Below are 21,393 nucleotides of genomic sequence, written 5' to 3'. Positions count from 1 at the left end.
GGCTTACCTCCGGTCGGTCTGGGTGCGCAGTTGTTGCAGGGTGCTGCCAAGAACAGCGTCGCTGGCCTGCAGCGGCAGTTCGCGCAAGGCCTTCAGTTCAGCACGTTGCGCGCGCAGGGCTGGTGAATCCGGCCAGCGCCGTTGCGCCCAGTGCTCCACGCGATCCAATGCCGTATTGCGGCCCGCGCGGTCGCCGCGCTCGATCGCAGCACGCGCCAATGTCAGTTCTAGCTGCAGCGCGTCGTCGGCAGTGCGCTGTTCGGCAGCGGTCAACGGGCCGTTCTGGCGGCTCGGGGTGATGTCCACGAACGGCGCCAGCGTGGCCTGCCACCAGGGCTTGGCGGGGTTGCTGCCGGTCGTGCCGGTGATCTGCGACGGCAGGCCCTGCAGCGCCCTGGCCACCGCATCCAGGCGCTGCAGCGACTGCACGCGCGGGCCGCCGCCGAGCGCATCCAGTGCCTCGCGCTCCTGCACCAGCGCCTGGCGCAGGTTCAGGCCGTCACTGTCGGGCAGTTGGGCCAGCGCCGTCGCGGCCTGGGCGTACAACCGGCGTGCGCCTTCCACATCGTCGGCGTAGTTCAGGCGCTGCGCGGCCTGGGTCAGCAGCAGTTCGGCCTCATCGCGCTGTACCGCCTGGCGTCCTTGGTTGGCGCTGTCGGCCAGCTTGGCCAGGTTCTCTTCCAGCAACGCACTGCGCTGGGAAAGGCCCAGCATCTCGTCGCGCAGCACGCGGTTGGTGGCGGCTGCGTCCTGCAGGCGCTGGCTGCTCGCGCGCTGGTCACGGCGCAGTGCATCCAGCGTGGCCTCCAGGCCCTGCAGCTGCACGGCAGTGGTCTGTGCCTGCGCTGCCTGTTCACTTTGTTGCTGTTGCCAGACGTACCAGCCGGCATAGCCCCCCACGCCAAGCACGACCACCCCGGCCAACGGCAGCAGCCAGCGCACGGGTCGACGGGGCGGGGAAACGGGCGGAGTGTCGTTCATCGGGCTTCCTTGTCGGCAACGTCGCCGGTTGGGGCCGGCAGGCCGCGTTGTGCACAGCATCACTGTTGCCGACGACAGCGGCAAGCGTGACCCACGTCCCTGTTCAGGTCGCTGCCGGGCCGGTGAGCGTGGTGTGTGCGGCCGCCACCAGCTGCGCAGCGGTGGGGCCGGCCGCGCGCATGACGTGCTGCAGGCCCAATGCCCGCGCCTGTTCGCCGAGGCGATCACTGGCCACCACGGCGGTCGCGTGCGCCCCCAGGCGTTGCTGCAGTGCCGGCGGGAGCTGCTGCCAGAAGTGCTGCAGCGCTTCGCCACTGCTCACCGCCAGCATCCAGGGATACGGTGAATGCGCCAATCGAGCCAGCGCACGGGGGGGCAGGCGCAGCAGGCGACGCTGGTACACGTCGGCGCGCTCGATCGTGGCGCCCGCCGCCTGCAGCTGCGCGGCAATCAGGCCACGACCGCCGGGCGCGGTCACCAGGCCGATGCGCAGGCCCTGCACGTCGGCCAGCACCGGCAGCGCCAGCAGACCTTCACTGTCCATCCGTTGCGGTGCATGCACCTCGGTGATGCCGTGTGCCTGCAGTGCGCGCGCGGTGCCTTCGCCCACGGTCAGCCACGGGTTGCGCTGTGCCTCGGCCAGCGGCAGCAGGGACGCGGCTGCGGCAACGGCGGCCGGGCTGGTGAACACCACCCGGTCGCAGTTCAGCGCGCGTTGCAGCTGGCGCATCACGGGCGTGCCGTGCAGGCGTTGCAACCGCCAGGGTGACAGGGCCAGTACATCCCCGCCCAGCCCAGCAACGGCGCGGCGCAGCGCCGCATGCTGGCCCTGCGGGCGCAGCGAGATCAGGGTCCAGCGCACGCCGGAACGGGTGGCGCCAGTGGGTATCGTATGGTCGACCATTGCCTGCATTATGCGGGCCCTTCGTTGTCGTGGTCGCTGCTCCGATGTCCGTTGATGCCCTGACTTCCTCGTTGGCCGCCCTGCAGGACGTGCTGGACTGCATGCCGGCGGTGCGCGCCATGCAGATCCAGCTCGACGGCTATGCCGATGGCGTGCTGCGCATCACCGCGCCGCTGGCCGCCAACGTCAACGACAAGGGCAATGCCTTCGGCGGCAGCCTGGCCTCGGTGCTGACCCTGTCCGGCTGGGCCCTGGTCAGCCTGCGCCTGCGGCTGGCCGGCCACGATGCCGAGGTCTACGTGGCCGACAGCAACCTCCGCTACCTGGCGCCGGTCTACGAAGACCTGCACGCCCACGCCGAAGCGGCCGAAGCCACCGGCTGGGACGCCTTCCTGAACACCTTCCGCCAGCGCCGCAAGGCCCGCATCAGCATCATCGCCACCCAGCCCGGTGCCGATGGCAAGCCGGCCGCCGAGTTCAGCGGTCGCTTTGTTGCCTTCGCCAAAGGGTAGGATGGCAGGCTGACGTCCTGGGGAAACCACCGATGCGCCGCCTCATCCAGTTCCTGATGTACTCCCTGCTGCTGGTCAGCGCCGTCGCTTCAGCCGACGACCTGAGCCGCAAGCAGCGCAAGCTGCTGGAAGAGACCCAGGTCGCCTATGGCGCCACCATCCGCTGGGGCAGCATGGACGATGCCATCGGTTACCTCGACCCCAAGCTGCGCAAGGAAAAGCCGCCCACCGAGTTCGAGCTCAACCGTTACGCCCAGCTGCGCGTGTCGTCCTACCGCGAGCGCAGCAGTGCCTCGCTGGACGGTGGCCTGGTCGAGCGCCGGGTCGAAATCGGGGTGATCAACCAGAACACCCAGGCCGAGCGCACCGTGGTCGTGGTCGAGCGTTGGCGCTGGGACCCGGACGCCAAGCGCTGGTGGCAGACCGCGGGCCTGCCGGACCTGTGGAAGGGGCAGTGACGGGCCGCGTCCGGCTTGTGCGACAATCGGCGCCCGCTTAATCGACCCGTGACCTGAGTGAATTACGAAGAGTTGCTGGCCTTTGCAGGCCGAAACCCGATGCTGTCCGCGGCCCTGGTCGGCCTGACCGTGGCCATCATCGTCACCGAGATCCGCCGCCTGTTCCGGGGCTTCAAGGGCATCAAGCCCGCCGAACTGACCCAGCTGATCAACGCGGGCGGCACGGTGGTGGTCGACCTGTCGGCCAGCGGTGACTTCGAGAAGGGCCACATTGCCGGCAGCCGCAATGCCCAGGCCAGTGCCTTCGGCCCGGAAAACAAGCTGGTGGCCAATGCCAAGCAGTCGCCGGTGGTGCTGGTGTGCCGCAGCGGCAACGCCTCGGAAACCGCCGCCAAGGCGCTGAAGAAGGCCGGCTTCGAGAAGGTTTACGTGCTCGACGGCGGCATTCCCGCCTGGCAGCAGGCCGAACTGCCGCTGGTCAAGGGCCGCAACTGATTGTCGCAGGTGGCGGATCCGGCCTTGTATGGGCCTTATCCCGCCCCCATCGCAGTAGTTCGACCATCGTTTTCATTGCATTCACCTGGAGTTACTGGAAATGTCCGAAGAGATCACCAACGGCGCCGCTGCGCCGGTCGATGCCGCCACCGGCCCCGCTTTCACCGTCGAGAAGATCTACGTCAAGGACGTTTCCTTCGAGTCGCCGAACGCCCCGACCATCTTCAACGACCAGGTGCAGCCGGAGCTGCAGCTGAACCTGAACCAGCAGGTGCAGCGCCTGGGCGAGAACGCCTTCGAAGTCGTGCTGGCCGTGACCCTGACCTGCCAGGCCGGTGAGCGCACCGCCTACGTGGCCGAAGTGAAGCAGGCCGGCGTGTTCGGCCTGGTCGGCCTGGACCCGCAGTCGATCGACGTGCTGCTTGGCACCCAGTGCCCGAACATCCTGTTCCCGTACGTGCGCCAGCTGATCAGCGACCTGATCCAGGCCGGCGGCTTCCCGCCGTTCTTCCTGCAGCCGATCAACTTCGAAGGCCTGTACGCAGAAACCCTGCGCCAGCGCCAGGAGCAGGGCGACGCACCGTCGCTGGCTGACTCCGAGCCGGCTGGCAACGCCTGATTCCTGCCGCGACGTCACGGATGAGCACTACCGCTGACAAGATCGCCGTGCTGGGCGCCGGTTCCTGGGGAACCGCACTGGCCAGCCTGCTCGCACGGCACGGTCACACGACCGTGCTGTGGGGGCGCGACGCTGCCGTGGTCGAGGCCATCGACCAGCGCCACGAGAACCCGCGCTACCTGCCGGGCATCCCGCTGCCGGACAGCCTGCGTGCCACTACCGACCTGGCGTCGGCGGTGGAGGGCGCCGCCTGGATCCTGGTGGTCACCCCCTCGCACGCGTTCGGTGAAACCGTGCGTGCGCTGGCGCCGCTGCGTCCGGCCGGTGCCGGCGTGGCCTGGGCCACCAAGGGCTTCGAACCCGGTTCGGGCCGCTTCCTGCATGAAGTGGCGCGCGAAGTGCTGGGCGAGGACGTGCCGCTGGCCGTCGTCACCGGGCCGTCGTTCGCCAAGGAAGTGACCCAGGGCCTGCCGACCGCGATTACCGTGCATGGCGACGTGCCCGAGTTCGCGCAGACGGTGGCCGAGGCGATGCATGGCCCGGCGTTCCGTGCCTACACCGGCGACGACATGGTCGGTGCCGAGCTGGGCGGCGCGATGAAGAACGTGCTGGCCGTGGCTACCGGTGTGGCCGACGGCATGCAGCTGGGCCTCAACGCTCGTGCCGGCCTGATCACCCGTGGCCTCAACGAGATGCTGCGCCTGGCCGCTGCCATCGGGGCCAAGCCGGAAACGCTGATGGGCCTCGCTGGCCTGGGCGATCTGGTGCTGACCTGCACCGGCGACCTGTCGCGCAACCGCCGCCTGGGCCTGGCCCTGGGGCGCGGCCAGACGCTGCAGGATGCCGTGCGCGAAATCGGCCAGGTGGTCGAATCGGTGCAGACCGCCGACGAAGTGATGCGACAGGCGCGCCGCCATGGCATCGACCTGCCGATCTCCGACCGCGTGCGTGCCGTGCTGCACGGCGAGCAGACCCCGGAAGAAGGCCTGCGCGCGCTGCTGGCGCGGGAACAGAAGCCGGAATACCCGGACACGCTGTTCAAGTGAATCGAAAAACCCCGGCCCAGCGCCGGGGTTTTTTCATCAGGGAGTACACACGCGGGTGCCGGGCGGGAGACAGGCTGCGGTGGGTGCCAAGCTTGCTCGGCACCACGCGCGCGGCATATCCACGCACGGCGTGGATCTAGCGCAACGCCCGATCACCGCGATCGCGGCGGCGCGTTGCTGTTGTCCATGTCCGAGAAGATCAACCACGGCCCATCGCCCACGCGCTTCAGCGACAGCGTGAACTTGCCGGTGTCCGCCACGGCGTTGCCATAGCTGTAGGCACCGATGATGTAGCCGACGTTCCCATCCACCGAGTACGCCAAGGCACGCAGCCGCAATGGACTGCCGCCCTGGCCGGCATACGCGGCCTCGATTGCACTGCGTCCTCGCACCGGGGGCTGGTTGCTCTGCAGCACAAAGCCATCCTCGGCAAAGAGTGCTGCCAGCGCCTTGGTGTCGCCCAGGCGCCACGCCTGCTCGTAGTCGCGCAGCACGCGCTCCAGCGGCGCGGGCAAGGCTGCATCGGGGAGCGGCTGTGCGGGCTTCGCGCCTTCAGCATCATGGGCGATGGCCGGCGATGCCAGCAGCAGGGCACTGCAGAAGATCATGGCGAGTCGTGTACGGCGCATGCGTCCGGCTCCAGGCGATGACGGGAACGTGCGAACGCATCCTAGCGCGCTGCTGGTTAGAATCGCGCAGGCGCCCGCATGGCTGCATGCAGCGCAGACCGGACAAGGACAGGGAATGAAGATTCGGATCACAGGGATGGCACTGACGGTCGCACTGCTGGCCGCCTGCGGGCAGGCATCGGCACCGGATGCAGCGCCGGCCGCACCGGCACCGACCACCGAAGCACCGGCCGCCACAGCGACGGTGGTCGAGAACGAACCGTCCATCGAAGACGGCGTGGATCCCTCGGTATGGGACAACGAAGGCGAGCCGGAAGGACCGAGTGCCGGCGGGGACCTCACCTGCGCGGACAACCCGCTGGCGACGCATTTCTTCACCCTGGTGGGCGGCAACACCGTGGACGACTGCGGCCGCAAGGACCCGAAGGTGCTGGCCGCGTTCAACGCCCTGATGCAGAACACGGCGGCGGCCGAATCCGCCGACAAGGAGATTCCCTCGCTGCGAGAACGCCTTTTGAGCGGGCCCAGCGGGCCTGGCGAACGGGTGGTGCTGCAGGGCGAGCCGTGGTGGTTCTACACCGCCTGCCAGGCCCACGACTGCCCCGGCACTGCTCTGGCGATGCTGTATTCGCCCGATCAGTCGAAGATGGTCGGCCGTCTTACCGCGCGCTGCCGTGTGTGGTGGCTGGGCGAACCCACGGCGGAACAACGTGCGCAGATCGAACAGCGCCAGCCTCTGCAGGATGCCGCGTTGAAGGAAGACAGCGCGCTCTGCGAGTGAGGTGGTGCCCGCGTCACCCGTCCGGCCGCATGCGCGCGCTGGCCTGTGCGTTCATGGCCAGGCACGCCATGATCAGCCCTTCCATCACCCGGTCGCCCACGTACTCGGCCTCCGTGCCGTTCTGGCGCACGCGTTCGGCCGCCAGCAGCAGTTCCAGCGTCACGCGCTGGCTTGCCAGTGCGCAGTCCGCGTCGGCCAGCGCCATGCAGCGGCCCGGCATCTGGTGGCGCTCCGGCCAGGGCTGGCCGTCGGCGGCCGCGCCTTTGCCGATGCGGTGAAGCGTGGCGATGAAGGCATTCGGATCGGTCGCAGGCGCGTGTTCTGACGGCTCACCGGCATTGGCGGGCGAGTGATGCGGATGCAGGCGGGGAAAGTCCGGTGAGGTCATGGCAATGCTCCGTGCAGGACAGACGGAAGCCGCCACACAAAGGTGGCGGGCGGAGACGTGGCTCGAAAACCGGGACAGTGCGTACAAGGCCGGCAGGCACAAGGCCTCCACGCTCCGCCCACCATAGTCGGCAGACGAATTGCCCGCCGGCGTCACACTGGGTGACGCCGACGGGCAGGCGCAAACAACGTACGCATTGCCACGGGTTTTCGAGGCCCGGCCACCCTTTTCCGGTGGCCTGCCATCTGTACGCGTGCCGCGGCGCAGTGCCAATCAGAAGAGTTGCATTCAACGCTGGATCAAAGACGCTTTCGGCATTCTTGCATGCTGTTAAGCCATCGCAGACGCAGGCGCCGCAACGGCCGTTGCGGCTTGGGGAATATGCGACATGGGTCGAAGTTGATGACGTGGCGTACGGGTACCCCACCAAGCCGATGACGACAGTGCGGAGTGAAGAGCGTAGATCGACATCGACGCACTCCGTTCTCTCAGTGCTCTTCGCGTCTCTCGTACCACTCTTGAGTACGGTTCACGATCTGCACCACAGACAGCATCACCGGCACCTCGATCAGCACGCCAACCACCGTCGCCAGCGCCGCGCCCGAATGCACGCCGAACAGTCCCACCGCTGTCGCCACCGCCAGTTCGAAGAAGTTGCTGGCACCAATAAGCGCTGACGGGCCGGCCACGCAATGTGCCACGCCCAGCCGACGGTTGAGCAGGTAGGCCAGGCCCGAGGTGAAATAGACCTGGATCAGGATCGGCACGGCAATCAGCGCGATTACCAGCGGTTGCTTCACGATCTGCTGGCCCTGGAACCCGAACAGCACCACCAGCGTCAGCAGCAGCGCGGACAGGGACAGCGGCCCCAACCTTCGAAGCGTGAGTTGCAGGCCCGCCTCGCCGCTGCGCAAAAGGATCCAGTGCCGCAGCAGTGCAGCCACCAGTACTGGCACCACGATGTAGAGGCCCACCGACAACAGCAGCGTGTCCCACGGCACGGTGATCGCCGACAGGCCCAGCAGCAGTGCCACCACCGGCGCGTAGGCAACCACCATGATCGCGTCGTTCAACGCCACCTGGCTCAGGGTGAAGTTGGCATCGCCACGGCACAGGTTGCTCCAGACGAACACCATGGCGGTGCAGGGCGCGGCCGCCAGCAGGATCAGCCCGGCGATGTAGCTGTCGATCTGTGCTGCGGGCAGCCAGTCCGTGAAGGCATGGCGCAGGAACAGCCAGCCCAGCAGCGCCATCGAGAACGGCTTTACGGCCCAGTTGATGAGCAGCGTCACGCCGATGCCCCTCCAGTGCTGCTGCAGCTGGCGCATCGCAGTGAAGTCGACCTTCAGCAGCATCGGGATGATCATCAGCCAGATCAGCACCGCGACCGGCAGGTTGACCTTGGCGATCTCCGCGGATGCGAGCACCGCGAAGGCCTCGGGCAGGAAGTGGCCCAGCAGGGTGCCGGTCGCAATGCACAGCACAACCCACAGGGTCAGGTGCCGCTCGAACAGGCTCATGGCAGCAGCACCGTCACTGCGCGCCGTCGGTCGGCAGCAGCTGGCCGATCCGGTCCAGCGCGTGCTGCAGCGTTTTGCGTTCGGACCACACCGGTTCGGGCAGTGCGAGCAGCGCACGCAGGCGCGTTTTCACGATGGCATGGGCCAGCGCGAACGCTGCGGCCTTGTCGGCATCGCTGCCCGCTACGGCGGCCGGATCGGGCAGGCCCCAGTGACTGCGGATGAAGTCACCGAACACCACAGGGCAGGCTTCGGCAGCGGCTGCATCACACACGGTGATTACCAGATCCATCGGGGCTGCATCCACGAACTCATCCCACGACTTGCTGCGCAGCCCTTCAACAGACATTTCTTCGGCCTGCAACTGGACGAGCGCAAATGGATTGACCTGGCCGGTGGGCTGGCTGCCTGCACTGAATGCCCTGAAGCGATCGCCGCCCCAGGCACGCAGGGTGGCTTCAGCAAGCACGCTGCGGGCGCTGTTGCCGGTGCAGAGGAACAGGACATTGCGGGTCATGGAGCAACTGCCTTGAGGGGAGGTGGATCTGTGCGGGTTCAGCACTTGCAGGCAGGCGCAGTGGACACGCATTGCTCGGTTGGCGAGCCCGCGCAGCAGTTGTGCGTCAGGTACTCGATCAAGCCGTTCATGGAATTGAAGTTGGCGCGATAGCAGACATTGCGGCCCTGGCTTTCGCTCTCCACCAGCCCGGCCTGCACCAGCTCCTTCAGGTGGAAGCTGAGCGTGGCTGGGGGCACCTGCAGGGCCGTGGCGATGTCGCCAGCCATGCGCCCTGCCGGGCCGGCCTCCACCAGCAGGCGGAAGGCAGCCAAGCGGGTGGCATGGCCGAGGGCGGTCAGGGCGGTGATTGCATTCGACGTTTCCATATTTCTAGAATAGTCGAATGAATGAGCCAGTCACAAGCCCTGGCCTGCCAAACCCGGTGGAATCGTCATTGCCTCAGCCCGATCATCACCAGCGCGCCTATCCCCAACCAGTCGTCGGTGTGGCCAAGGCCTGGCAGGAATTCGATGACGACGGACGAATGAAGGCCTCGCCGTACTACGACCGCGTGGTGGACGTGATGGAGGAGCTGGTGAAGTTCACGCTGCTGACGCGGGGCCGGTTGGACTATCTGGTGGATCGCTACAGCGAGCGGAAAGGCGACGAGATCGCGGCCGCATTGGTCAGGGCAGCAGGCGCCGCCGCTCGCTGAGTTCCTTAGGCAAACGCGCTCTACTTGCTCGCGCGCCGCGCGCCCTTCTCTTCTTCGTCCTTTGCATCGCCCCGGCTCTGCGCGAACTCGGGGAACGTCTTTGCCATCGAATCCTTGTCCGGCAGGATATAGAACACGCCGCCCTTCTCGAACGTGGCATGCACGATCTGCTCGTAGAACGCCGGCGAGACGTTGATGCAGCCGTGGGTGACGCGGTTGTCGTCCGGGGTCGGCGTTGCCAACCGTTCGGCACGCTTTTCCTTCGGGCTGCCCGGCGGCAGCGGATGCATCGACACGGCCGAATCGTAGTCCACCCACAGCACGCGCCCGGCATCCTCGGAAGGGCCGTAAGCACCAATGAAGCGGCCCGCAGGCGTAGTGCGGTCGTGGCCGGGAATCGCGCTCAGCGCAAGCTTGGCGACGCCCGGTGCGGAGTGATCGCCGATGGCCGAACCGAACAGCGCCGGTGCTGCACCGCGCAGCTTGCCGTCGCCGCTGAAGACCAGAACCTGGGCGGCCGCCTTGTCCATGATCGCGAACGGATAGCCTTGGTTGTCCTTGCTGGCGACTACCCAGCCAGCCAGCTCGATCACTGTTTCGGACACGCTCTGGTCGGGCGGAAGTTCATCAACGGCGGTCACCGATGGTGCAGGTGCGTCCTTGTCCCTGGCGTTGGCTACGCCGCTGCACGCAACGACCAGTGCCATGGCCAGTGCGGCATGGAGGGCGCGGCGTGCAGGGGAGGAGGAAGTACGAATGGGGCGGCTCCTTGCAATGCGATCTTGGGTGGAAGGATGCCAGTGGCCGGCGAAGGCCACTGGGTCCCGATACAGAGGTGGATCAATTCAAACAGTGCGGGAGCGATTATCCGCGCGGCTTGCGGCCGACGGGTGCCCTTTCAAGCTGCTGCACGCGGCCTTCGATCTGGTCCAGACGCTGGTTGGCCTGCTGTGCGGACTGGTTGGCGGACTCCGCACTCTGCGCAGCGCCCTGCACCTTGACGTCGAGCTGGTCGAGACGCGAGTTGATGGTTGCGAACTCGTCCTTGTAGGTGGCGCAAGCCCCGAGGCTTACGGTGGCGATGAGCGCTACAGCAAGTGCGCGGGCCGTCTTCATGTGTTGCGGGTTCAGGTTCATTGCACTCCCTCCTTCGTCTGGGGAAGCTGGAATATAGCGGCGTTTGTTCCCGGCGCTACCAAGCGCTTTCAGCTGGAATTTGAGTACGTGGAAGCACTGTGAAGCCCGCTTCTGACCCAACATTAACAAGCGGGATCAGGCGAGCTGATCTACGTCGGCGGCGCGCCTTGCGCCTGTTCAACTTCGCCAATTCATCTGTATGAAGCCGGTCTCACAGCAGATGCCTGTCCGCACCTTTTCCACCAATGCAGGCAGGCTGCCATCCGCTCGCCTCAAGCACGGTCGCGGCGGTGTCGGGGCGTACATCCAGCAGCGTGGCGATGGCTTTGGTCCGGTCTGGCGCGCGCGAAACATAGTCGCGGGCGATGCGGTACCCGATCCAGTAACCGAGATCTCCGCGTCGCGCTTCATCACCGGGGCCGTTGTACAGCCACTGCGAATGATCGGTGCCTGCACTGTCCTGCACAAACGCACGCTCCAGGGCACATTCTCGGCCCTGCGTCCAACGATGCAGATGCGTGTTGGCCGGCTGCCCTGAAATCAGTTCGCCCACGTACTCGGCGCCGCCTTCAAGCAACGTCTGATAGAGCAGGGTGGGCTGCGCCACATCGACGCTCGCACCGGGCTGTTGCACGTGCACGTACTCATGGGCGATCAGGTGGACGAATCGATCGCTCACATCGGCCTGCATCCAGTCAGCGTTGCACAGTGCTTCCAATCCGATCACCACACCATCCTCGGTGGTGACGCCGCCACTGTTGCCCCGCCCGACCAGTACGGTGACCGGAGGAAATCGTGCGGAGGGGAGCAGCGTGCCCAACCGACCAAGTGCGTTGGCAACCCGCGCGCGGATCTCCGGCAGCGCCGTCGCGCAGGTGCGCGCCTTGGCGAACAACGCCGGCTTGTCCTGGATGGTCCTGGCCAAACGTTCCATCGAGCCGATGCGGCTATCGGTGAAACTGCGCAATGCATCCGTGCCGGTGTCCAGATAGCCGTGCTGCAGATCTTCGGCACTCGGTTTTCCTCCACTGGCATCGAGCACGCTGAAGAAACGTTTGACGTCGTCTGTCTGTACCACGATGCGCGCGGAAGGCTGGGTGCGCTCGGCTGCGTTGGCTGGCAGCAGCATCATCGGCAGGACGACGAGCAGCAGCCCCCGCACTGTGCGGCGCGCATGGGGCGGAAACAGCAGTGACGCTACGGACGCGTGCAGCATGTGGAGTTCCCTGAATGGAAGCCTTATTTATACACCAGTCAGTTCAATATTCAGGGTTGATTAGACCCCCTAACGGATAATTCACACCTGTCGACCGCCTTCTCTCCCTCCCCTCCCGGGAGGCGGCCGACGAAACCAAAATAATTAAAGGTGTGTCCCGATGAACAAGAATTCGCTGCTCGCCCTGGGTCTTCTGGCTGCTCTGCCGTTCGCTGCATCGGCAACCGATGGCCTGTCGTACAACTACGTTGAAGGCGGCTACGTGAACACCGATGCCAAGGGCGGCGACGCCGATGGCTGGAAGGTGAAGGGTTCCGTGGCGGTGCACCCGAACTTCCATATCTTCGGCGACTACAGCGCGCAGGAGACCGACACGTTCAAGAACGACGTCGACCAGTGGCGCATCGGCGCCGGTTACAACTACGGCATCGCGCCGAACACCGACCTGGTGGCGCGCGTCGCGTATCAGAAGTTCGACATGAAGCACGGCCTGGACTTCAACGGCTACTCGACCGAAGTCGGCGTGCGCACCGCGTTCAACCCGTACGTGGAAGGCTACGTGATGGCCGGCTACGAGGACTACACCAAGAAGCACGGCATCAACCCGGACGGCGAGTTCTACGGCCGCGTCGGTGCCACCGCCAAGTTCAACCAGAACTGGGGCCTGAGCGGCGAAGTGAAGCTGGCCAAGGCCGGCGACCGCGAGTGGTTCGTGGGCCCGCGCTTCACCTGGTAACAAACGCCTGTCGTTAGTGCATGTTGTGCTGGCGTGTGACTCTCTCTCTCTCCCACACGCCAACCGAAGCCCGGCCCTGCGCCGGGCTTCACTTTTATGGGCCGCGTGGCGCGACAATGCGGCATGGGCGACCCTTCCTCTCTCGCAGGTACCGGCACGACCTACCAGGAGCATCTGGCACCTGCCCCGCTGCGTGGCCGCTTCGGCCAGCTGTGGCAGAGCCAGCTTCCTGACGATGCTGATGGGCATATCACCGTGCTGCCCGATGGCTGCGTGGATATCCTCTGGCGCGACGGTGCGCTGTTCGTCGTCGGCCCTGACCGGGTCGCCGCACATCCGATGCTGGCACCGGGCGCGCAGGTGCTGGGTGCGCGCTTCCGGCCAGGGCAGGCGCTGGCCGTGCTGGGCCTGCCGTTGGCCGAGATCATCGGCCAGGCGGTGCCGTTGGCTGATCTCAAGGGTCGATGGGCGCTAGAGGCCGCGGCCTCCATCGGCGACACCGCGCCGGCGCAGCGCCTGCAGCGGATGGCGCACTGCCTGCAGCCGCACCTCGGGGGCGCGGCGCTCGACAGCCGGTCACAGCGGGCGCACGCCCTGTTCCAAGCGCTTGCCAGCGGGCATGCCACGCTGGATGAGCTCGCGGCACGCTTGAGCCTGAGCCCGCGCAGCCTGCGGCGCTTCAGCCAGTCGCAGTTCGGCTACGGGGCCAAGACGCTGGAGCGGATCCTGCGCCTGCAACGCTTCCTGCGGCACAGCCGCGCGCTGCCGCAGCACTCGTTGGCGATGCTGGCCGCCGATGCCGGCTATGCCGACCAGGCCCATCTCAGCCGCGAGGCGCGCGAGCTAGCCAGCATGACCGCACGGCAGCTGCGCCTGGAATGGGGGCGATGATGGCCGTTTCGTTCAAGACCACCGTGCCGCGCTGACCGAAGCTGGGGTTCCAACCACGGAGCCACCGCATGAGCCATGCCGCCACCCACGATGCCGAACGCCGCATCGACAACATCGAATTCAACGTCGCCGACATCGTCCGCAGCAAACGCTTCTACGGCGAGGTGTTCGGCTGGCACTTCACCGACTATGGCCCGGCCTACACCGAGTTCGACCATGGCCGCCTGAAAGGTGGCTTCGTGGCCGACGCACCGGTGCGTGCGCACGGCGGTCCGCTGGTGATCCTGTACTGCGCGGACCTGGCCGGCGCACAGCAGCGCGTGGTTGCCGCCGGTGGCGAGGTGGTGCAGGCGGTGTTCGCCTTCCCCGGTGGCCGCCGCTTCCATTTCCGCGATCTGGATGGCTATGAGCTGGCGGTCTGGAGTGACGTGGATTGAGGTCTTCCGACCTTTGTCGGTGGACGGAACGAGAACCGCTCCGCCGCCGGCCAGGCGGTTCCGCTATGATCGCCGGCGCATCGCCACCAGCGGTGCATCCGTCTGAAGCCAGCAGGAACTGCCGTGAATTCCCAGCCCGCACCGATCACCGCCCTCAACCACACGCTCGACAACGAGCCGCAGCAGATCACTGCGCCGCTCACCCATTCGGCGGCGTTCCTGGTGCTGAAGGTGAAGGACGATGAGGCGTCGATCGCCAAGGCGCGCGAGGTGCTGGCCAGCACCGATGATCTGATCAAGAACACCGCCATCCGCGAGATCGAGCGCACGTTCACCTGCAACGTGGCCATCGGCCACCGCGTGTGGCAGCCGCTGGTGGGCAGCACGCCGCCACGCGAACTGAAGCCGTTCCGCGAGATCAAGGGCGCGGCCCACACCGCCGTGTCCACGCCCGGAGACCTGCTGTACCACATCCGCGCACGGACCATGGACTTGATCGTGGCGTTCGAGCGCAACCTGCTGATGGCGTTCGGTGATGCGGTGGAAACCGTCGATGACGTGGCCGGATTCCGCTACTTCGATGGCCGCGACCTGCTCGACTTCGTCGATGGCACCGCCAACCCGGAGGGGCTGTCGTTGCCGGAAGCCACCATCGTCGGCGATGAAGACCCGGCGCATGCCGGTGGCAGCTACGTGGTGGTGCAGAAGTACCTGCACAACCTCGATGCCTGGCGCGCACAGAAGACCGAGGCGCAGGAAGCGATCATCGGCCGCACCAAGCACGACAACATCGAGCTGGACGATGCGCCGGCCGATGCGCAGAAATCGCACAAGACCCTGTGCACCATTGAGGACGCCGACGGCGAGCACGAGATCCTGCGTGACAACATGCCGTTCGCCAACCCGGGCCGCGGCGAGTACGGCACCTACTTCATCGGCTACACGCGCCGCCTGTGGGTGATCGAGAAGATGCTCGAGCGCATGTTCATCGGCAATCCTGCACCGCTGCACGACCGCATCCTCGATTTCTCCACCGCCACCACCGGCGTGACCTTCTTCGCGCCCTCGCGCAAGGTGCTGGCCGACCTGGGCGAGTGAACCTCATCAAGAGGAATGCAGGCTCAAGAAGGTTCTCCGCTGGCCGATACCGAGGCGCCCCGCCACATGGCTGGGGTCGCACAAGGACCGACGGAGAATGCAAGTGGAACTGACCCCTTACGAACAGCAGCAATGGAAAGCAATCGTCGAATGGAAGAATGAAGAGCCTTCGGTCATTTCCCAGACCGCCGGAAAAGCACTTGCACCGGTTTCATGGTTGATCGGAAAAGTGGTTCCTGAAGCCGCCATGCGGGGCATCCTCGACCTGTCTTCTTCAGCGGCTGAATGGCTTACCGACACCGGCGACCTCACCCGTGATGCCGGCGTCTCCAGCTTGAATGAACTGAAGACGCTGGGCCTTCAGCGGTCGGATGAACTGGCCGACGAAGTCCACAACTGGGCGATTGGCATGGCCGGCGCGGAGGGTGCTGCTACCGGCGCTGCAGGAATCTTCGGCATCGCGGCGGACATTCCCATGGTGCTTGTGCTGGCACTTCGTACGATCCACAAGATTGGTGCCTGCTACGGGTTCGAGGCAAAGTCGAAAGAAGACAAGGACTTCATGCTCGCAATTCTCTCTGCGTCCAGTGCAAATGAAATGGCGGAGAAAACGGCCGCATTGACTACGCTTCGCATGGTCCAGGTCAGCATCGCCAAAACGACATGGAAAAAGCTTGCGGAGAAGGCTGCAACAGACCGATTCAGCAAAGAAGCCGGCGTTATCGCGGTCAAAACCCTTGCAAAGCAGCTGGGGATCAACATGACCAAGCGCAAGGCACTGCAAGCCATCCCTGCCATTGGTGCGGTGGTGGGTGGATCGGTCAATGCCTGGTATCTGAAGGAGATTGGCTGGTCGGCCAGGCACGCCTTCCAGGAGCGCTGGCTCCTTGAGAACGGGCGCGCGCTTGAGGACGCCGAACTGGCAGTCGTCGGAGGCTGATTCATCTGGGCGGGCCGAAGCAATGCAGCAGGGTGCCATCTCCCTGTCATCCAGTGCGCCGACCATGGCGCGCTGGATGGGAGCGCAGGAGGTTGGCGATGGCCATGGCAGGGAACAGGCCCGGTGTACGCCGCTGGTGGCGGCCGCTGGCCGCGTTGTTCGGCGCATTGGCACTGGGGAGTGCCAGCGTTTCCGCGCAGGAAGCTCCTGCGCACTGGATGGCCTATGCTGCCGCCGTGGGCGGCCAGCTGCAGCAGCGCCTGCAACACGAGCAGGACCCGCACGCGCAGCGTGTACTGGAATGGCTGCAGGCACACCCTGATGCACCGACGCCGTTGCCGGTGAGTGTGTGGATCGCGGCGGATGGCCGCATTTCGAAACTGGAATTCGACAGCCTGGGCGATGCCCAGGTCGACACCGACCTGCGCGCGACGCTGCAGGCCGCGCCGTTGCAGGCGGCACCGCCCGCCGACATGCGCCAACCGCTGCGATTGGGCCTGGTACTGGAGCCGAAGTAGATCCACGCCATGCGTGGATGTGTCTGGTCGTCAGGCGCGCGCCAACCAAGGTTGGCGACTACCGTAGCCCCCAGCCACGCATGGCGTGGCTCTACTGTGGATGGCCAGCGCACAGCCCGGCCATCCGCATCAACGCACGGGTGCACCCTGCGGCTCGCGCGCGGCCGCGCTCCACGCACGCAGGCCGAACACGGCCAGGCCGAGGAAGAATACGTACAGCGCGGCGGTCACGTGCAGCGACTTGAAAAGGTACGCACCCACGTAGACCACGTCCACCGCGATCCACACCCACCAGCAGGCCACGTGGCGGCGCGCCTGCCACCACTGGCCGACCAGGCTCAGCGCGGTCAGCATCGCGTCCAGCCAGGGCAATGCGGCATCGGTGAAGGTATGCATGGCCGCACCCAGCGCCACGCCACTGCACAGGCCGATGGCCAGGTCGCGCAGCAGCTTGCCGCGCGCCAACGGCACGATGCGGACGCTGCCCTCATCGGCGGCGTGCTGCCGCCAGTTGAGCCAGCCATACACCAGGAAACCACCGAAGGCGACCTGCAGCAGCGTATCCGAATACAGCTTGGCCTCGGCGAAGACCAGCCCGTACAGCGTCACCGACAGCAGCCCCACTGGCCACGCCACCAACCGTCGCCGGGCCATCAGCCAGACGCCGAGGATGCTGCACAGCGCGGCGGTCCACTCGAGCATCACGCCGCTCACAGCGCGAACGTCACCGACAGGCGGGCCTGTCGCGGTGCGCCGGGGAACAGGTAGTAGTCACCGCCGCTGCTGCCGGTATCGCGCCAGTAGAAACGATTGAACACGTTGTCCACCGACAGGTTCCAGGTCACCGCGCGCTCGTGCAGGCGATGCTGGAAACGCAGGCCAGCGTCGAACACCGAGTAGTCCGGTGCGCGCACGCCACCGTCGGCGCGGGCAACGTTGGCACCGGCATAGCGCCAGCCACCGGTTACATCCAGGCCCTGCACGAACGGCAGCGCATAAGCCACGTGCACGCTGGCGCGCACCTTCGGCACGTTCACCAGCTGATGGCCTTCATAGGCCGGTGTGCCGGCATCGCGCGCGCGCGCCTGCAGCACGCTGGCGCTGGCCACGATCTGCAGCGCATCGGTCAGCTGGCCGTTGGCGGTCAGCTCCAGGCCGGTGTGGGTCTGCGAGCCTTCCTCGACGAAGGTGTACCCCACGTCGCTGTTGTCGGGCTTGGCGTACTGGTAAGGCTGCGAAATGCGGAACACCGCCGCACCCAGGGTCAGCGCCTCGACGGGCACGTACTTCACGCCCACTTCCAGCTGCCGCGACTGCACCGACGGCAGGAAGGTGTCGGCATTGCTGGTCCAGAACGGCGCTTCCTGGCCCAGCGAAATGCCGCGCACGTAACTGGCGTAGGCGTTGAGCCGGTCGGTGGCCTTCCACACCACCGCGGCCTGCGGCAGGAAGCGCGACAGGCGGCTGTGCCGCTGCGGGTTTCCACGCTTGTCGTAGGCGCGCTCGTCCAGGCGCACGAAGCGGCCGCCGGCCAGCCACTGCCAGTCATCACCGAAGCTCATCCGGTCCAGCGCGAAGAACGCGGTCTGGCGGCTGTCCAGGCGTCGTGCGGAGGGGCCGGGCATCTTCGGCGACGGCTCGAACACCGGCACCTGCGCGTCGTGGATGTTGGTGGTGCCGACGTACTCGTTGACGCTCGGGCGCTTGTCCACGGTGCGGCGGAAGTAGTCGGCACCGACGGTCAGCTGATGGCCGACGCTGCCGGTCTCGAAGCGGCCGCGCAGCTCGGCACGGGCCTGCTGGTTGCGGCGCGTGTCGTCCGGGCTGCGGTAGTCGTAGACGTCGTAATCGCCATTGGGGGCGAAGTAGTTGCCCGGCAGGCTGCCATCGGCGCACTGCGCGGCGTAGTAGCAACCGTAGGCGAAGGCGACGTTGTCATCGATCACCGAGCGGCTGTGGCCGACCGAGACGCGCGACTGCCAGGCATCGTTGAAGTCGTAGGTATGCAGCGCGGTGATGTTGGTGCTGGCAATGTCCACCGGGCGCTGCCATGGCTGGTAGCCGAGCAGATGCTCGCGGTCGACGCCGCGCGGCAGGTCGCGCGCGCCCAGCAGCTGGTAGCCCGACACCGAACGCTGCGAGCTGGTCTGGTAGTTGGCATCCACTTCCAGCTTGCCGCGTTCGCCGATCAGCCAGTCGGCCGCCAGCGAGTAGAAGTTGCGACGGCCATCGGCGTGCTCGACATAGGAATTGCTGGAATCCCAGGCGGCGTTCAGGCGCAGGCCGAGGCGCGGCGTGATCCAGTGGCCGACATCGACGGCGACGTAGCGCGAGCCTTCCGAATCGGTGCCGAGGGTCGCCGTGCGCACTTCGGCCGGGCGCTTGCCGATGTAGTTGATGATGCCGCCGGGCGCCATCACGCCTGCGGCCAGGCCGGCTTCACCCTTGAGGATCTCCACCGACTGCACGTTCTCCAGCGCCAGGCGCTGTTCGCCGGCGATGGACAGGCCGTTGAAGCGGTAGCCGGTGGCGGCGTCCAGGGCGAAGCCACGGATGGCGATGTTCTGGTAGTAACCCACCGGCGCATACGCATCGCCCAGCGAGGCATCGTTGCTGGCCAACTCGGACAGCGAACGCACCTGGCGGCGATCAAGGTAATCGCGCTCAAGCACGTTCACCGACGCCGGCGTGTCCTTCCAGGAACCACCACCGAAGGCGTTCACGCGCGCGGTATCGGCCTTGGGCTTGCCGGCCTGCACGCGCACTGCTGCCAGTTCGGTGGGCGAGCGCTCGGCGCCGGTGGCAGCCGCATCGGGGGACGCCTCGGCCTCGCTGGCGTGCAGCGGCAGCGCGGCGCAGAGGGCGAGGGAGAGCAGGGTGGGGCGCAGGCAGCGGTTCATTCGGTTCGTCTTCGGACAACAAGGGAGACGAAGCGACGGCGCGCAGGTGCACCGGCCCATGACGGGGGCGTGGCTGCGGCTCAAAGCTCCCTACGCCGGTGCAAACCGGATCAGGTTCCAAGGGACTCTCTCAGCCTGGCAGATCCAGGCACCCCCGCTTCAGGTGACCATTTCACTACAAATGGTACGGATTTGCGAGCCGGTGCCCTTCAGGCTGCCGCGTGCAGGGCCTGCAGCAGCGCCTGTCCCGGCGCGCTGTGGAACCACGCCGGGTGCCCCAGCATGAAGGGCTGCCAGGCCACGTTCGCGTTCGCGGTCGAGCCGGTGATGCCTTCGAAGTACTCCACTTCGGACAGTGCGAAGTCGAAATGGACCATCGGCAGCAGGTCGGCCAGCAGGTGTACGCGTGCCGCCGAGAGCGGCTGTACCTCGCGGTAGCCGTCGAGCAGGGCCAGCGCGATATCGATGCGCACCGCCTCCATGCCGCGCTCCAGTTCCAGCCACGCCACCGCGTTGCGCTCGATCGCGGTGGCGAGGTCGAACAGCGCGCTGGTGGGCGAGGCCAGGCCGAAATCCAGCACGGTGCTGATCTGCCCATCGCGCCACAGCAGGTTGGAAACATGCCAGTCGTTGTGCGCCCACAGCCGTGGCTCGTCGCGCAGGCGCTCGGCCAGTCCGGCATGCCACGGCAGCACGTCACGCTGCAGCTGCGATTCCCACGGAATGCGCGCGAGATAGCGGGCCAGCCCGGGGCGCTCGTGCAGCCCCGCCTTGATGGCCGCGATCGGATCGTCGGCGCGGATCAGATCGTCGCGCGCTACCAGCAGATGGGTGCTGCGCTGTGGCGCGTGGTAACTGGCCGCGGCGCGGTGCAGCTGGGCCAGCATGCGGCCAGCCTCGCGGGCCTGCGCGACATCGGTCAACAGCGACCACGACACCGCGTCGCGGTACAGGTCGTCGCCCACGCCAACCGCATGCAGCTCGAAGGTCCATTCGCCGTGTTCGACCGCGGTGTGGCCATCGGTGGCCGCCAGCACCTGCACCACCGGTACGCCGGCGGCGGCCAGATGGGCGATGAAATGGTGTTCTTCTTCCAGGCACGCCGCGCTGCGCACGCTGTGGTGGTGGCGCTTGATGAACACCGCGCCGTCCACGCCGTTGACGATGGCGGCGGCCGACAGCGGCCGCGGGCTGTGCCAGCGGGGTTGGCTGCGCTCGTCCAGCTGAGGATAACGCCGGCGCAGCCACGCAATGTCCGCCGTGCTGATCGGCGGCCAGTCGGCGGCGACCTCATCGTTGTTGAGGCCCTGCACGCGGTGGGAGGAAGACGTCATGCCGCAACCCAGTGGGGAAAGTCACATCCAAGGCTGCGCATTCAACGCCATGCACGCGGCCAACGCAAACGGGCGGGTCATCGACCCGCCCGTCCGTGCATCGGCATGGGGATGCCGCGCTGCTTACCAGCCGCGATGGCGGCCGCGGTCGTGGTAGTAGCGGTTGTCGTAGTAACGCTCGCGCTGCCAGCGACGGTCGTCACCGCGGTCGTAGTAGCCGCTGCGATAATAGCCACGGTCGTAACGGCGATCGTAGCGGTTGTCGTAACGGCGATTGTCGTAGTAACGACGGTCGCGGCGGTCGGAGGTAGTCAGGTTGCCGATCGCGCCGCCGGCCACGGCACCGCCGACGGTGGCAGCGGGATCACCGTTGGAGAGCAGGTTGCCGGCCACGCCACCGACCACGGCGCCGACCAGGGTGCGCTTGTCCTTCCTCGACATCGCGCTGGCATCGCTGGCCACGGCCACACCGGCCACCAGTGCCAGAGCCATCGCCAGACCACGGAAGCTGAGTGCGGAAGTACTGAGCATGTTCGTTCTCCTGTGAGGTGCATGCCACGCTGGGCAGGGAGGGCGCGGGGCGCCCCGGCTGCCGTGGTGTCCACGCTGGCGTTCCAACATTGCCGGAACATTGCCTGG

At 66.6% G+C, this 21,393-nt stretch carries 26 protein-coding genes, 1 pseudogene and 1 riboswitch; of the genes and pseudogenes, 13 read left to right on the top strand and 14 right to left on the bottom strand.

What is annotated here, in order from left to right:
• Positions 1-3 precede the first annotated feature (3 nt).
• Complete coding sequence (locus V3B30_RS12850; protein ID WP_100475015.1) at positions 4-981, bottom strand: uroporphyrinogen-III C-methyltransferase; 978 nt, start codon at positions 979-981, stop codon at positions 4-6.
• Positions 982-1,084: 103 nt separating this feature from the next.
• Positions 1,085-1,894 (bottom strand): uroporphyrinogen-III synthase, encoded by an 810-nt coding sequence (locus tag V3B30_RS12845; protein ID WP_262084053.1) that lies wholly within the window; start codon positions 1,892-1,894, stop codon positions 1,085-1,087.
• Positions 1,895-1,929: 35 nt separating this feature from the next.
• Between V3B30_RS12845 and V3B30_RS12840 the strand changes: the two genes are divergently transcribed.
• The 5 genes from V3B30_RS12840 (at position 1,930) to V3B30_RS12820 (ending at position 5,015) form a co-directional block, all read left to right on the top strand.
• On the top strand, positions 1,930-2,397 hold the full coding sequence (locus V3B30_RS12840; protein ID WP_005407593.1) for a YiiD C-terminal domain-containing protein: 468 nt from the start codon (positions 1,930-1,932) through the stop codon (positions 2,395-2,397).
• Positions 2,398-2,429: 32 nt separating this feature from the next.
• Positions 2,430-2,855, top strand: a complete 426-nt coding sequence (locus V3B30_RS12835; protein WP_100475013.1) for a hypothetical protein — start codon at positions 2,430-2,432, stop codon at positions 2,853-2,855.
• Between the two features lie 57 nt (positions 2,856-2,912).
• Positions 2,913-3,350, top strand: coding sequence for a rhodanese-like domain-containing protein (locus tag V3B30_RS12830; protein WP_049416566.1), 438 nt, complete (start codon positions 2,913-2,915; stop codon positions 3,348-3,350).
• 100 nt (positions 3,351-3,450) lie between these two features.
• Positions 3,451-3,969, top strand: a complete 519-nt coding sequence (secB, locus tag V3B30_RS12825) for a protein-export chaperone SecB (protein ID WP_005407596.1) — start codon at positions 3,451-3,453, stop codon at positions 3,967-3,969.
• Between the two features lie 20 nt (positions 3,970-3,989).
• Positions 3,990-5,015 carry an NAD(P)H-dependent glycerol-3-phosphate dehydrogenase gene (locus tag V3B30_RS12820; RefSeq protein WP_100475012.1) on the top strand — a complete coding sequence of 342 codons (1,026 nt, stop codon included), beginning with the start codon at positions 3,990-3,992 and terminating at the stop codon, positions 5,013-5,015.
• Positions 5,016-5,167: 152 nt separating this feature from the next.
• Here V3B30_RS12820 and V3B30_RS12815 read toward each other — a convergent pair whose 3' ends face one another.
• The gene (locus tag V3B30_RS12815) at positions 5,168-5,644 is read right to left on the bottom strand and encodes a nuclear transport factor 2 family protein (protein ID WP_238381647.1); all 477 of its coding nucleotides are present in this window, start codon (positions 5,642-5,644) and stop codon (positions 5,168-5,170) included.
• Positions 5,645-5,759: 115 nt separating this feature from the next.
• On the opposite strand from V3B30_RS12815, the gene V3B30_RS12810 reads away from it, so the two are divergent.
• Positions 5,760-6,425 (top strand): Ivy family c-type lysozyme inhibitor, encoded by a 666-nt coding sequence (locus tag V3B30_RS12810; RefSeq protein WP_315973636.1) that lies wholly within the window; start codon positions 5,760-5,762, stop codon positions 6,423-6,425.
• A 13-nt stretch (positions 6,426-6,438) separates the two neighbouring features.
• Here the strand turns inward: V3B30_RS12810 and V3B30_RS12805 are convergent, their stop codons facing one another.
• The 4 genes from V3B30_RS12805 to V3B30_RS12790 form a co-directional block, all read right to left on the bottom strand.
• A complete protein-coding gene (locus V3B30_RS12805; protein ID WP_100475009.1) occupies positions 6,439-6,813 on the bottom strand; it encodes a hypothetical protein in 375 nt (124 codons plus the stop codon).
• 488 nt (positions 6,814-7,301) lie between these two features.
• A complete protein-coding gene (gene arsB, locus V3B30_RS12800; protein WP_262084051.1) occupies positions 7,302-8,333 on the bottom strand; it encodes an ACR3 family arsenite efflux transporter in 1,032 nt (343 codons plus the stop codon).
• A 13-nt stretch (positions 8,334-8,346) separates the two neighbouring features.
• The gene (locus V3B30_RS12795) at positions 8,347-8,850 is read right to left on the bottom strand and encodes an arsenate reductase ArsC (RefSeq protein WP_100475007.1); all 504 of its coding nucleotides are present in this window, start codon (positions 8,848-8,850) and stop codon (positions 8,347-8,349) included.
• Between the two features lie 38 nt (positions 8,851-8,888).
• Positions 8,889-9,218: a metalloregulator ArsR/SmtB family transcription factor gene (locus V3B30_RS12790; RefSeq protein WP_100475006.1), complete on the bottom strand. Its 330-nt coding sequence runs from the start codon at positions 9,216-9,218 to the stop codon at positions 8,889-8,891.
• An 81-nt stretch (positions 9,219-9,299) separates the two neighbouring features.
• Between V3B30_RS12790 and V3B30_RS12785 the strand changes: the two are divergent.
• Positions 9,300-9,547 (top strand): annotated as a pseudogene (locus V3B30_RS12785) (arsenical resistance protein ArsH); the annotation flags it as partial.
• A gap of 20 nt (positions 9,548-9,567) precedes the next feature.
• On the opposite strand, the gene V3B30_RS12780 reads toward V3B30_RS12785, so the two are convergent.
• From V3B30_RS12780 to V3B30_RS12770, 3 genes are all read right to left on the bottom strand, one after another.
• On the bottom strand, positions 9,568-10,254 hold the full coding sequence (locus V3B30_RS12780) for a hypothetical protein (RefSeq protein ID WP_262084050.1): 687 nt from the start codon (positions 10,252-10,254) through the stop codon (positions 9,568-9,570).
• Positions 10,255-10,411: 157 nt separating this feature from the next.
• Positions 10,412-10,684 carry a hypothetical protein gene (locus V3B30_RS12775; RefSeq protein WP_005420910.1) on the bottom strand — a complete coding sequence of 91 codons (273 nt, stop codon included), beginning with the start codon at positions 10,682-10,684 and terminating at the stop codon, positions 10,412-10,414.
• Positions 10,685-10,895: 211 nt separating this feature from the next.
• Positions 10,896-11,900, bottom strand: coding sequence for a DUF2268 domain-containing protein (locus V3B30_RS12770; RefSeq protein WP_262084049.1), 1,005 nt, complete (start codon positions 11,898-11,900; stop codon positions 10,896-10,898).
• Between the two features lie 160 nt (positions 11,901-12,060).
• On the opposite strand from V3B30_RS12770, the gene V3B30_RS12765 reads away from it, so the two are divergent.
• The 6 genes from V3B30_RS12765 (at position 12,061) to V3B30_RS12740 (ending at position 16,520) form a co-directional block, all read left to right on the top strand.
• Complete coding sequence (locus V3B30_RS12765) at positions 12,061-12,636, top strand: Ax21 family protein (protein WP_049465985.1); 576 nt, start codon at positions 12,061-12,063, stop codon at positions 12,634-12,636.
• A gap of 123 nt (positions 12,637-12,759) precedes the next feature.
• Complete coding sequence (locus tag V3B30_RS12760; protein WP_262084047.1) at positions 12,760-13,527, top strand: DUF6597 domain-containing transcriptional factor; 768 nt, start codon at positions 12,760-12,762, stop codon at positions 13,525-13,527.
• 68 nt (positions 13,528-13,595) lie between these two features.
• On the top strand, positions 13,596-13,964 hold the full coding sequence (locus tag V3B30_RS12755; RefSeq protein WP_262084046.1) for a VOC family protein: 369 nt from the start codon (positions 13,596-13,598) through the stop codon (positions 13,962-13,964).
• 123 nt (positions 13,965-14,087) lie between these two features.
• Positions 14,088-15,062 carry a Dyp-type peroxidase gene (locus V3B30_RS12750; protein WP_262084045.1) on the top strand — a complete coding sequence of 325 codons (975 nt, stop codon included), beginning with the start codon at positions 14,088-14,090 and terminating at the stop codon, positions 15,060-15,062.
• 97 nt (positions 15,063-15,159) lie between these two features.
• On the top strand, positions 15,160-16,002 hold the full coding sequence (locus V3B30_RS12745; protein ID WP_100475003.1) for an EcsC family protein: 843 nt from the start codon (positions 15,160-15,162) through the stop codon (positions 16,000-16,002).
• A 98-nt stretch (positions 16,003-16,100) separates the two neighbouring features.
• Positions 16,101-16,520 (top strand): hypothetical protein, encoded by a 420-nt coding sequence (locus V3B30_RS12740; protein ID WP_262084044.1) that lies wholly within the window; start codon positions 16,101-16,103, stop codon positions 16,518-16,520.
• A gap of 129 nt (positions 16,521-16,649) precedes the next feature.
• Here the strand turns inward: V3B30_RS12740 and pnuC are convergent, their stop codons facing one another.
• The 4 genes from pnuC to V3B30_RS12720 form a co-directional block, all read right to left on the bottom strand.
• Positions 16,650-17,222: a nicotinamide riboside transporter PnuC gene (gene pnuC / locus V3B30_RS12735; protein ID WP_262084043.1), complete on the bottom strand. Its 573-nt coding sequence runs from the start codon at positions 17,220-17,222 to the stop codon at positions 16,650-16,652.
• Between the two features lie 8 nt (positions 17,223-17,230).
• Entirely contained in the window at positions 17,231-19,420 is a 2,190-nt protein-coding gene (locus V3B30_RS12730) for a TonB-dependent siderophore receptor (RefSeq protein WP_262084042.1), read from the bottom strand.
• A gap of 70 nt (positions 19,421-19,490) precedes the next feature.
• Positions 19,491-19,586: riboswitch (TPP riboswitch) on the bottom strand.
• 43 nt (positions 19,587-19,629) lie between these two features.
• Positions 19,630-20,754: a phosphotransferase gene (locus V3B30_RS12725; protein ID WP_100475000.1), complete on the bottom strand. Its 1,125-nt coding sequence runs from the start codon at positions 20,752-20,754 to the stop codon at positions 19,630-19,632.
• A 123-nt stretch (positions 20,755-20,877) separates the two neighbouring features.
• Positions 20,878-21,285 (bottom strand): glycine zipper 2TM domain-containing protein, encoded by a 408-nt coding sequence (locus tag V3B30_RS12720; RefSeq protein WP_100474999.1) that lies wholly within the window; start codon positions 21,283-21,285, stop codon positions 20,878-20,880.
• Positions 21,286-21,393: the final 108 nt, after the last annotated feature.

Source organism: Stenotrophomonas sp. SMYL41, from assembly GCF_036319965.1.
GTDB lineage: Bacteria > Pseudomonadota > Gammaproteobacteria > Xanthomonadales > Xanthomonadaceae > Stenotrophomonas > Stenotrophomonas maltophilia_R.
The sequence above is the reverse complement of the archived record's forward strand: the minus strand, read 5'-3'. Positions and strand labels throughout refer to the sequence as shown.

Coding starts and splice junctions, on each gene's coding strand:
- V3B30_RS12730 (WP_262084042.1), bottom strand. CDS start 19,420: ATGAACCGCTGCCTGCGCCCCACCCTGCTCTCCCTCGCCCTCTGCGCC.
- V3B30_RS12755 (WP_262084046.1), top strand. CDS start 13,596: ATGAGCCATGCCGCCACCCACGATGCCGAACGCCGCATCGACAACATC.
- secB (WP_005407596.1), top strand. CDS start 3,451: ATGTCCGAAGAGATCACCAACGGCGCCGCTGCGCCGGTCGATGCCGCC.
- V3B30_RS12725 (WP_100475000.1), bottom strand. CDS start 20,754: ATGACGTCTTCCTCCCACCGCGTGCAGGGCCTCAACAACGATGAGGTC.
- V3B30_RS12720 (WP_100474999.1), bottom strand. CDS start 21,285: ATGCTCAGTACTTCCGCACTCAGCTTCCGTGGTCTGGCGATGGCTCTG.
- V3B30_RS12740 (WP_262084044.1), top strand. CDS start 16,101: ATGGCCATGGCAGGGAACAGGCCCGGTGTACGCCGCTGGTGGCGGCCG.
- V3B30_RS12765 (WP_049465985.1), top strand. CDS start 12,061: ATGAACAAGAATTCGCTGCTCGCCCTGGGTCTTCTGGCTGCTCTGCCG.
- V3B30_RS12805 (WP_100475009.1), bottom strand. CDS start 6,813: ATGACCTCACCGGACTTTCCCCGCCTGCATCCGCATCACTCGCCCGCC.
- V3B30_RS12820 (WP_100475012.1), top strand. CDS start 3,990: ATGAGCACTACCGCTGACAAGATCGCCGTGCTGGGCGCCGGTTCCTGG.
- V3B30_RS12780 (WP_262084050.1), bottom strand. CDS start 10,254: ATGGCACTGGTCGTTGCGTGCAGCGGCGTAGCCAACGCCAGGGACAAG.
- pnuC (WP_262084043.1), bottom strand. CDS start 17,222: ATGCTCGAGTGGACCGCCGCGCTGTGCAGCATCCTCGGCGTCTGGCTG.
- arsB (WP_262084051.1), bottom strand. CDS start 8,333: ATGAGCCTGTTCGAGCGGCACCTGACCCTGTGGGTTGTGCTGTGCATT.
- V3B30_RS12840 (WP_005407593.1), top strand. CDS start 1,930: ATGTCCGTTGATGCCCTGACTTCCTCGTTGGCCGCCCTGCAGGACGTG.
- V3B30_RS12760 (WP_262084047.1), top strand. CDS start 12,760: ATGGGCGACCCTTCCTCTCTCGCAGGTACCGGCACGACCTACCAGGAG.
- V3B30_RS12795 (WP_100475007.1), bottom strand. CDS start 8,850: ATGACCCGCAATGTCCTGTTCCTCTGCACCGGCAACAGCGCCCGCAGC.
- V3B30_RS12835 (WP_100475013.1), top strand. CDS start 2,430: ATGCGCCGCCTCATCCAGTTCCTGATGTACTCCCTGCTGCTGGTCAGC.
- V3B30_RS12790 (WP_100475006.1), bottom strand. CDS start 9,218: ATGGAAACGTCGAATGCAATCACCGCCCTGACCGCCCTCGGCCATGCC.
- V3B30_RS12850 (WP_100475015.1), bottom strand. CDS start 981: ATGAACGACACTCCGCCCGTTTCCCCGCCCCGTCGACCCGTGCGCTGG.
- V3B30_RS12745 (WP_100475003.1), top strand. CDS start 15,160: ATGCAAGTGGAACTGACCCCTTACGAACAGCAGCAATGGAAAGCAATC.
- V3B30_RS12815 (WP_238381647.1), bottom strand. CDS start 5,644: ATGCGCCGTACACGACTCGCCATGATCTTCTGCAGTGCCCTGCTGCTG.
- V3B30_RS12845 (WP_262084053.1), bottom strand. CDS start 1,894: ATGCAGGCAATGGTCGACCATACGATACCCACTGGCGCCACCCGTTCC.
- V3B30_RS12770 (WP_262084049.1), bottom strand. CDS start 11,900: ATGCTGCACGCGTCCGTAGCGTCACTGCTGTTTCCGCCCCATGCGCGC.
- V3B30_RS12775 (WP_005420910.1), bottom strand. CDS start 10,684: ATGAACCTGAACCCGCAACACATGAAGACGGCCCGCGCACTTGCTGTA.
- V3B30_RS12810 (WP_315973636.1), top strand. CDS start 5,760: ATGAAGATTCGGATCACAGGGATGGCACTGACGGTCGCACTGCTGGCC.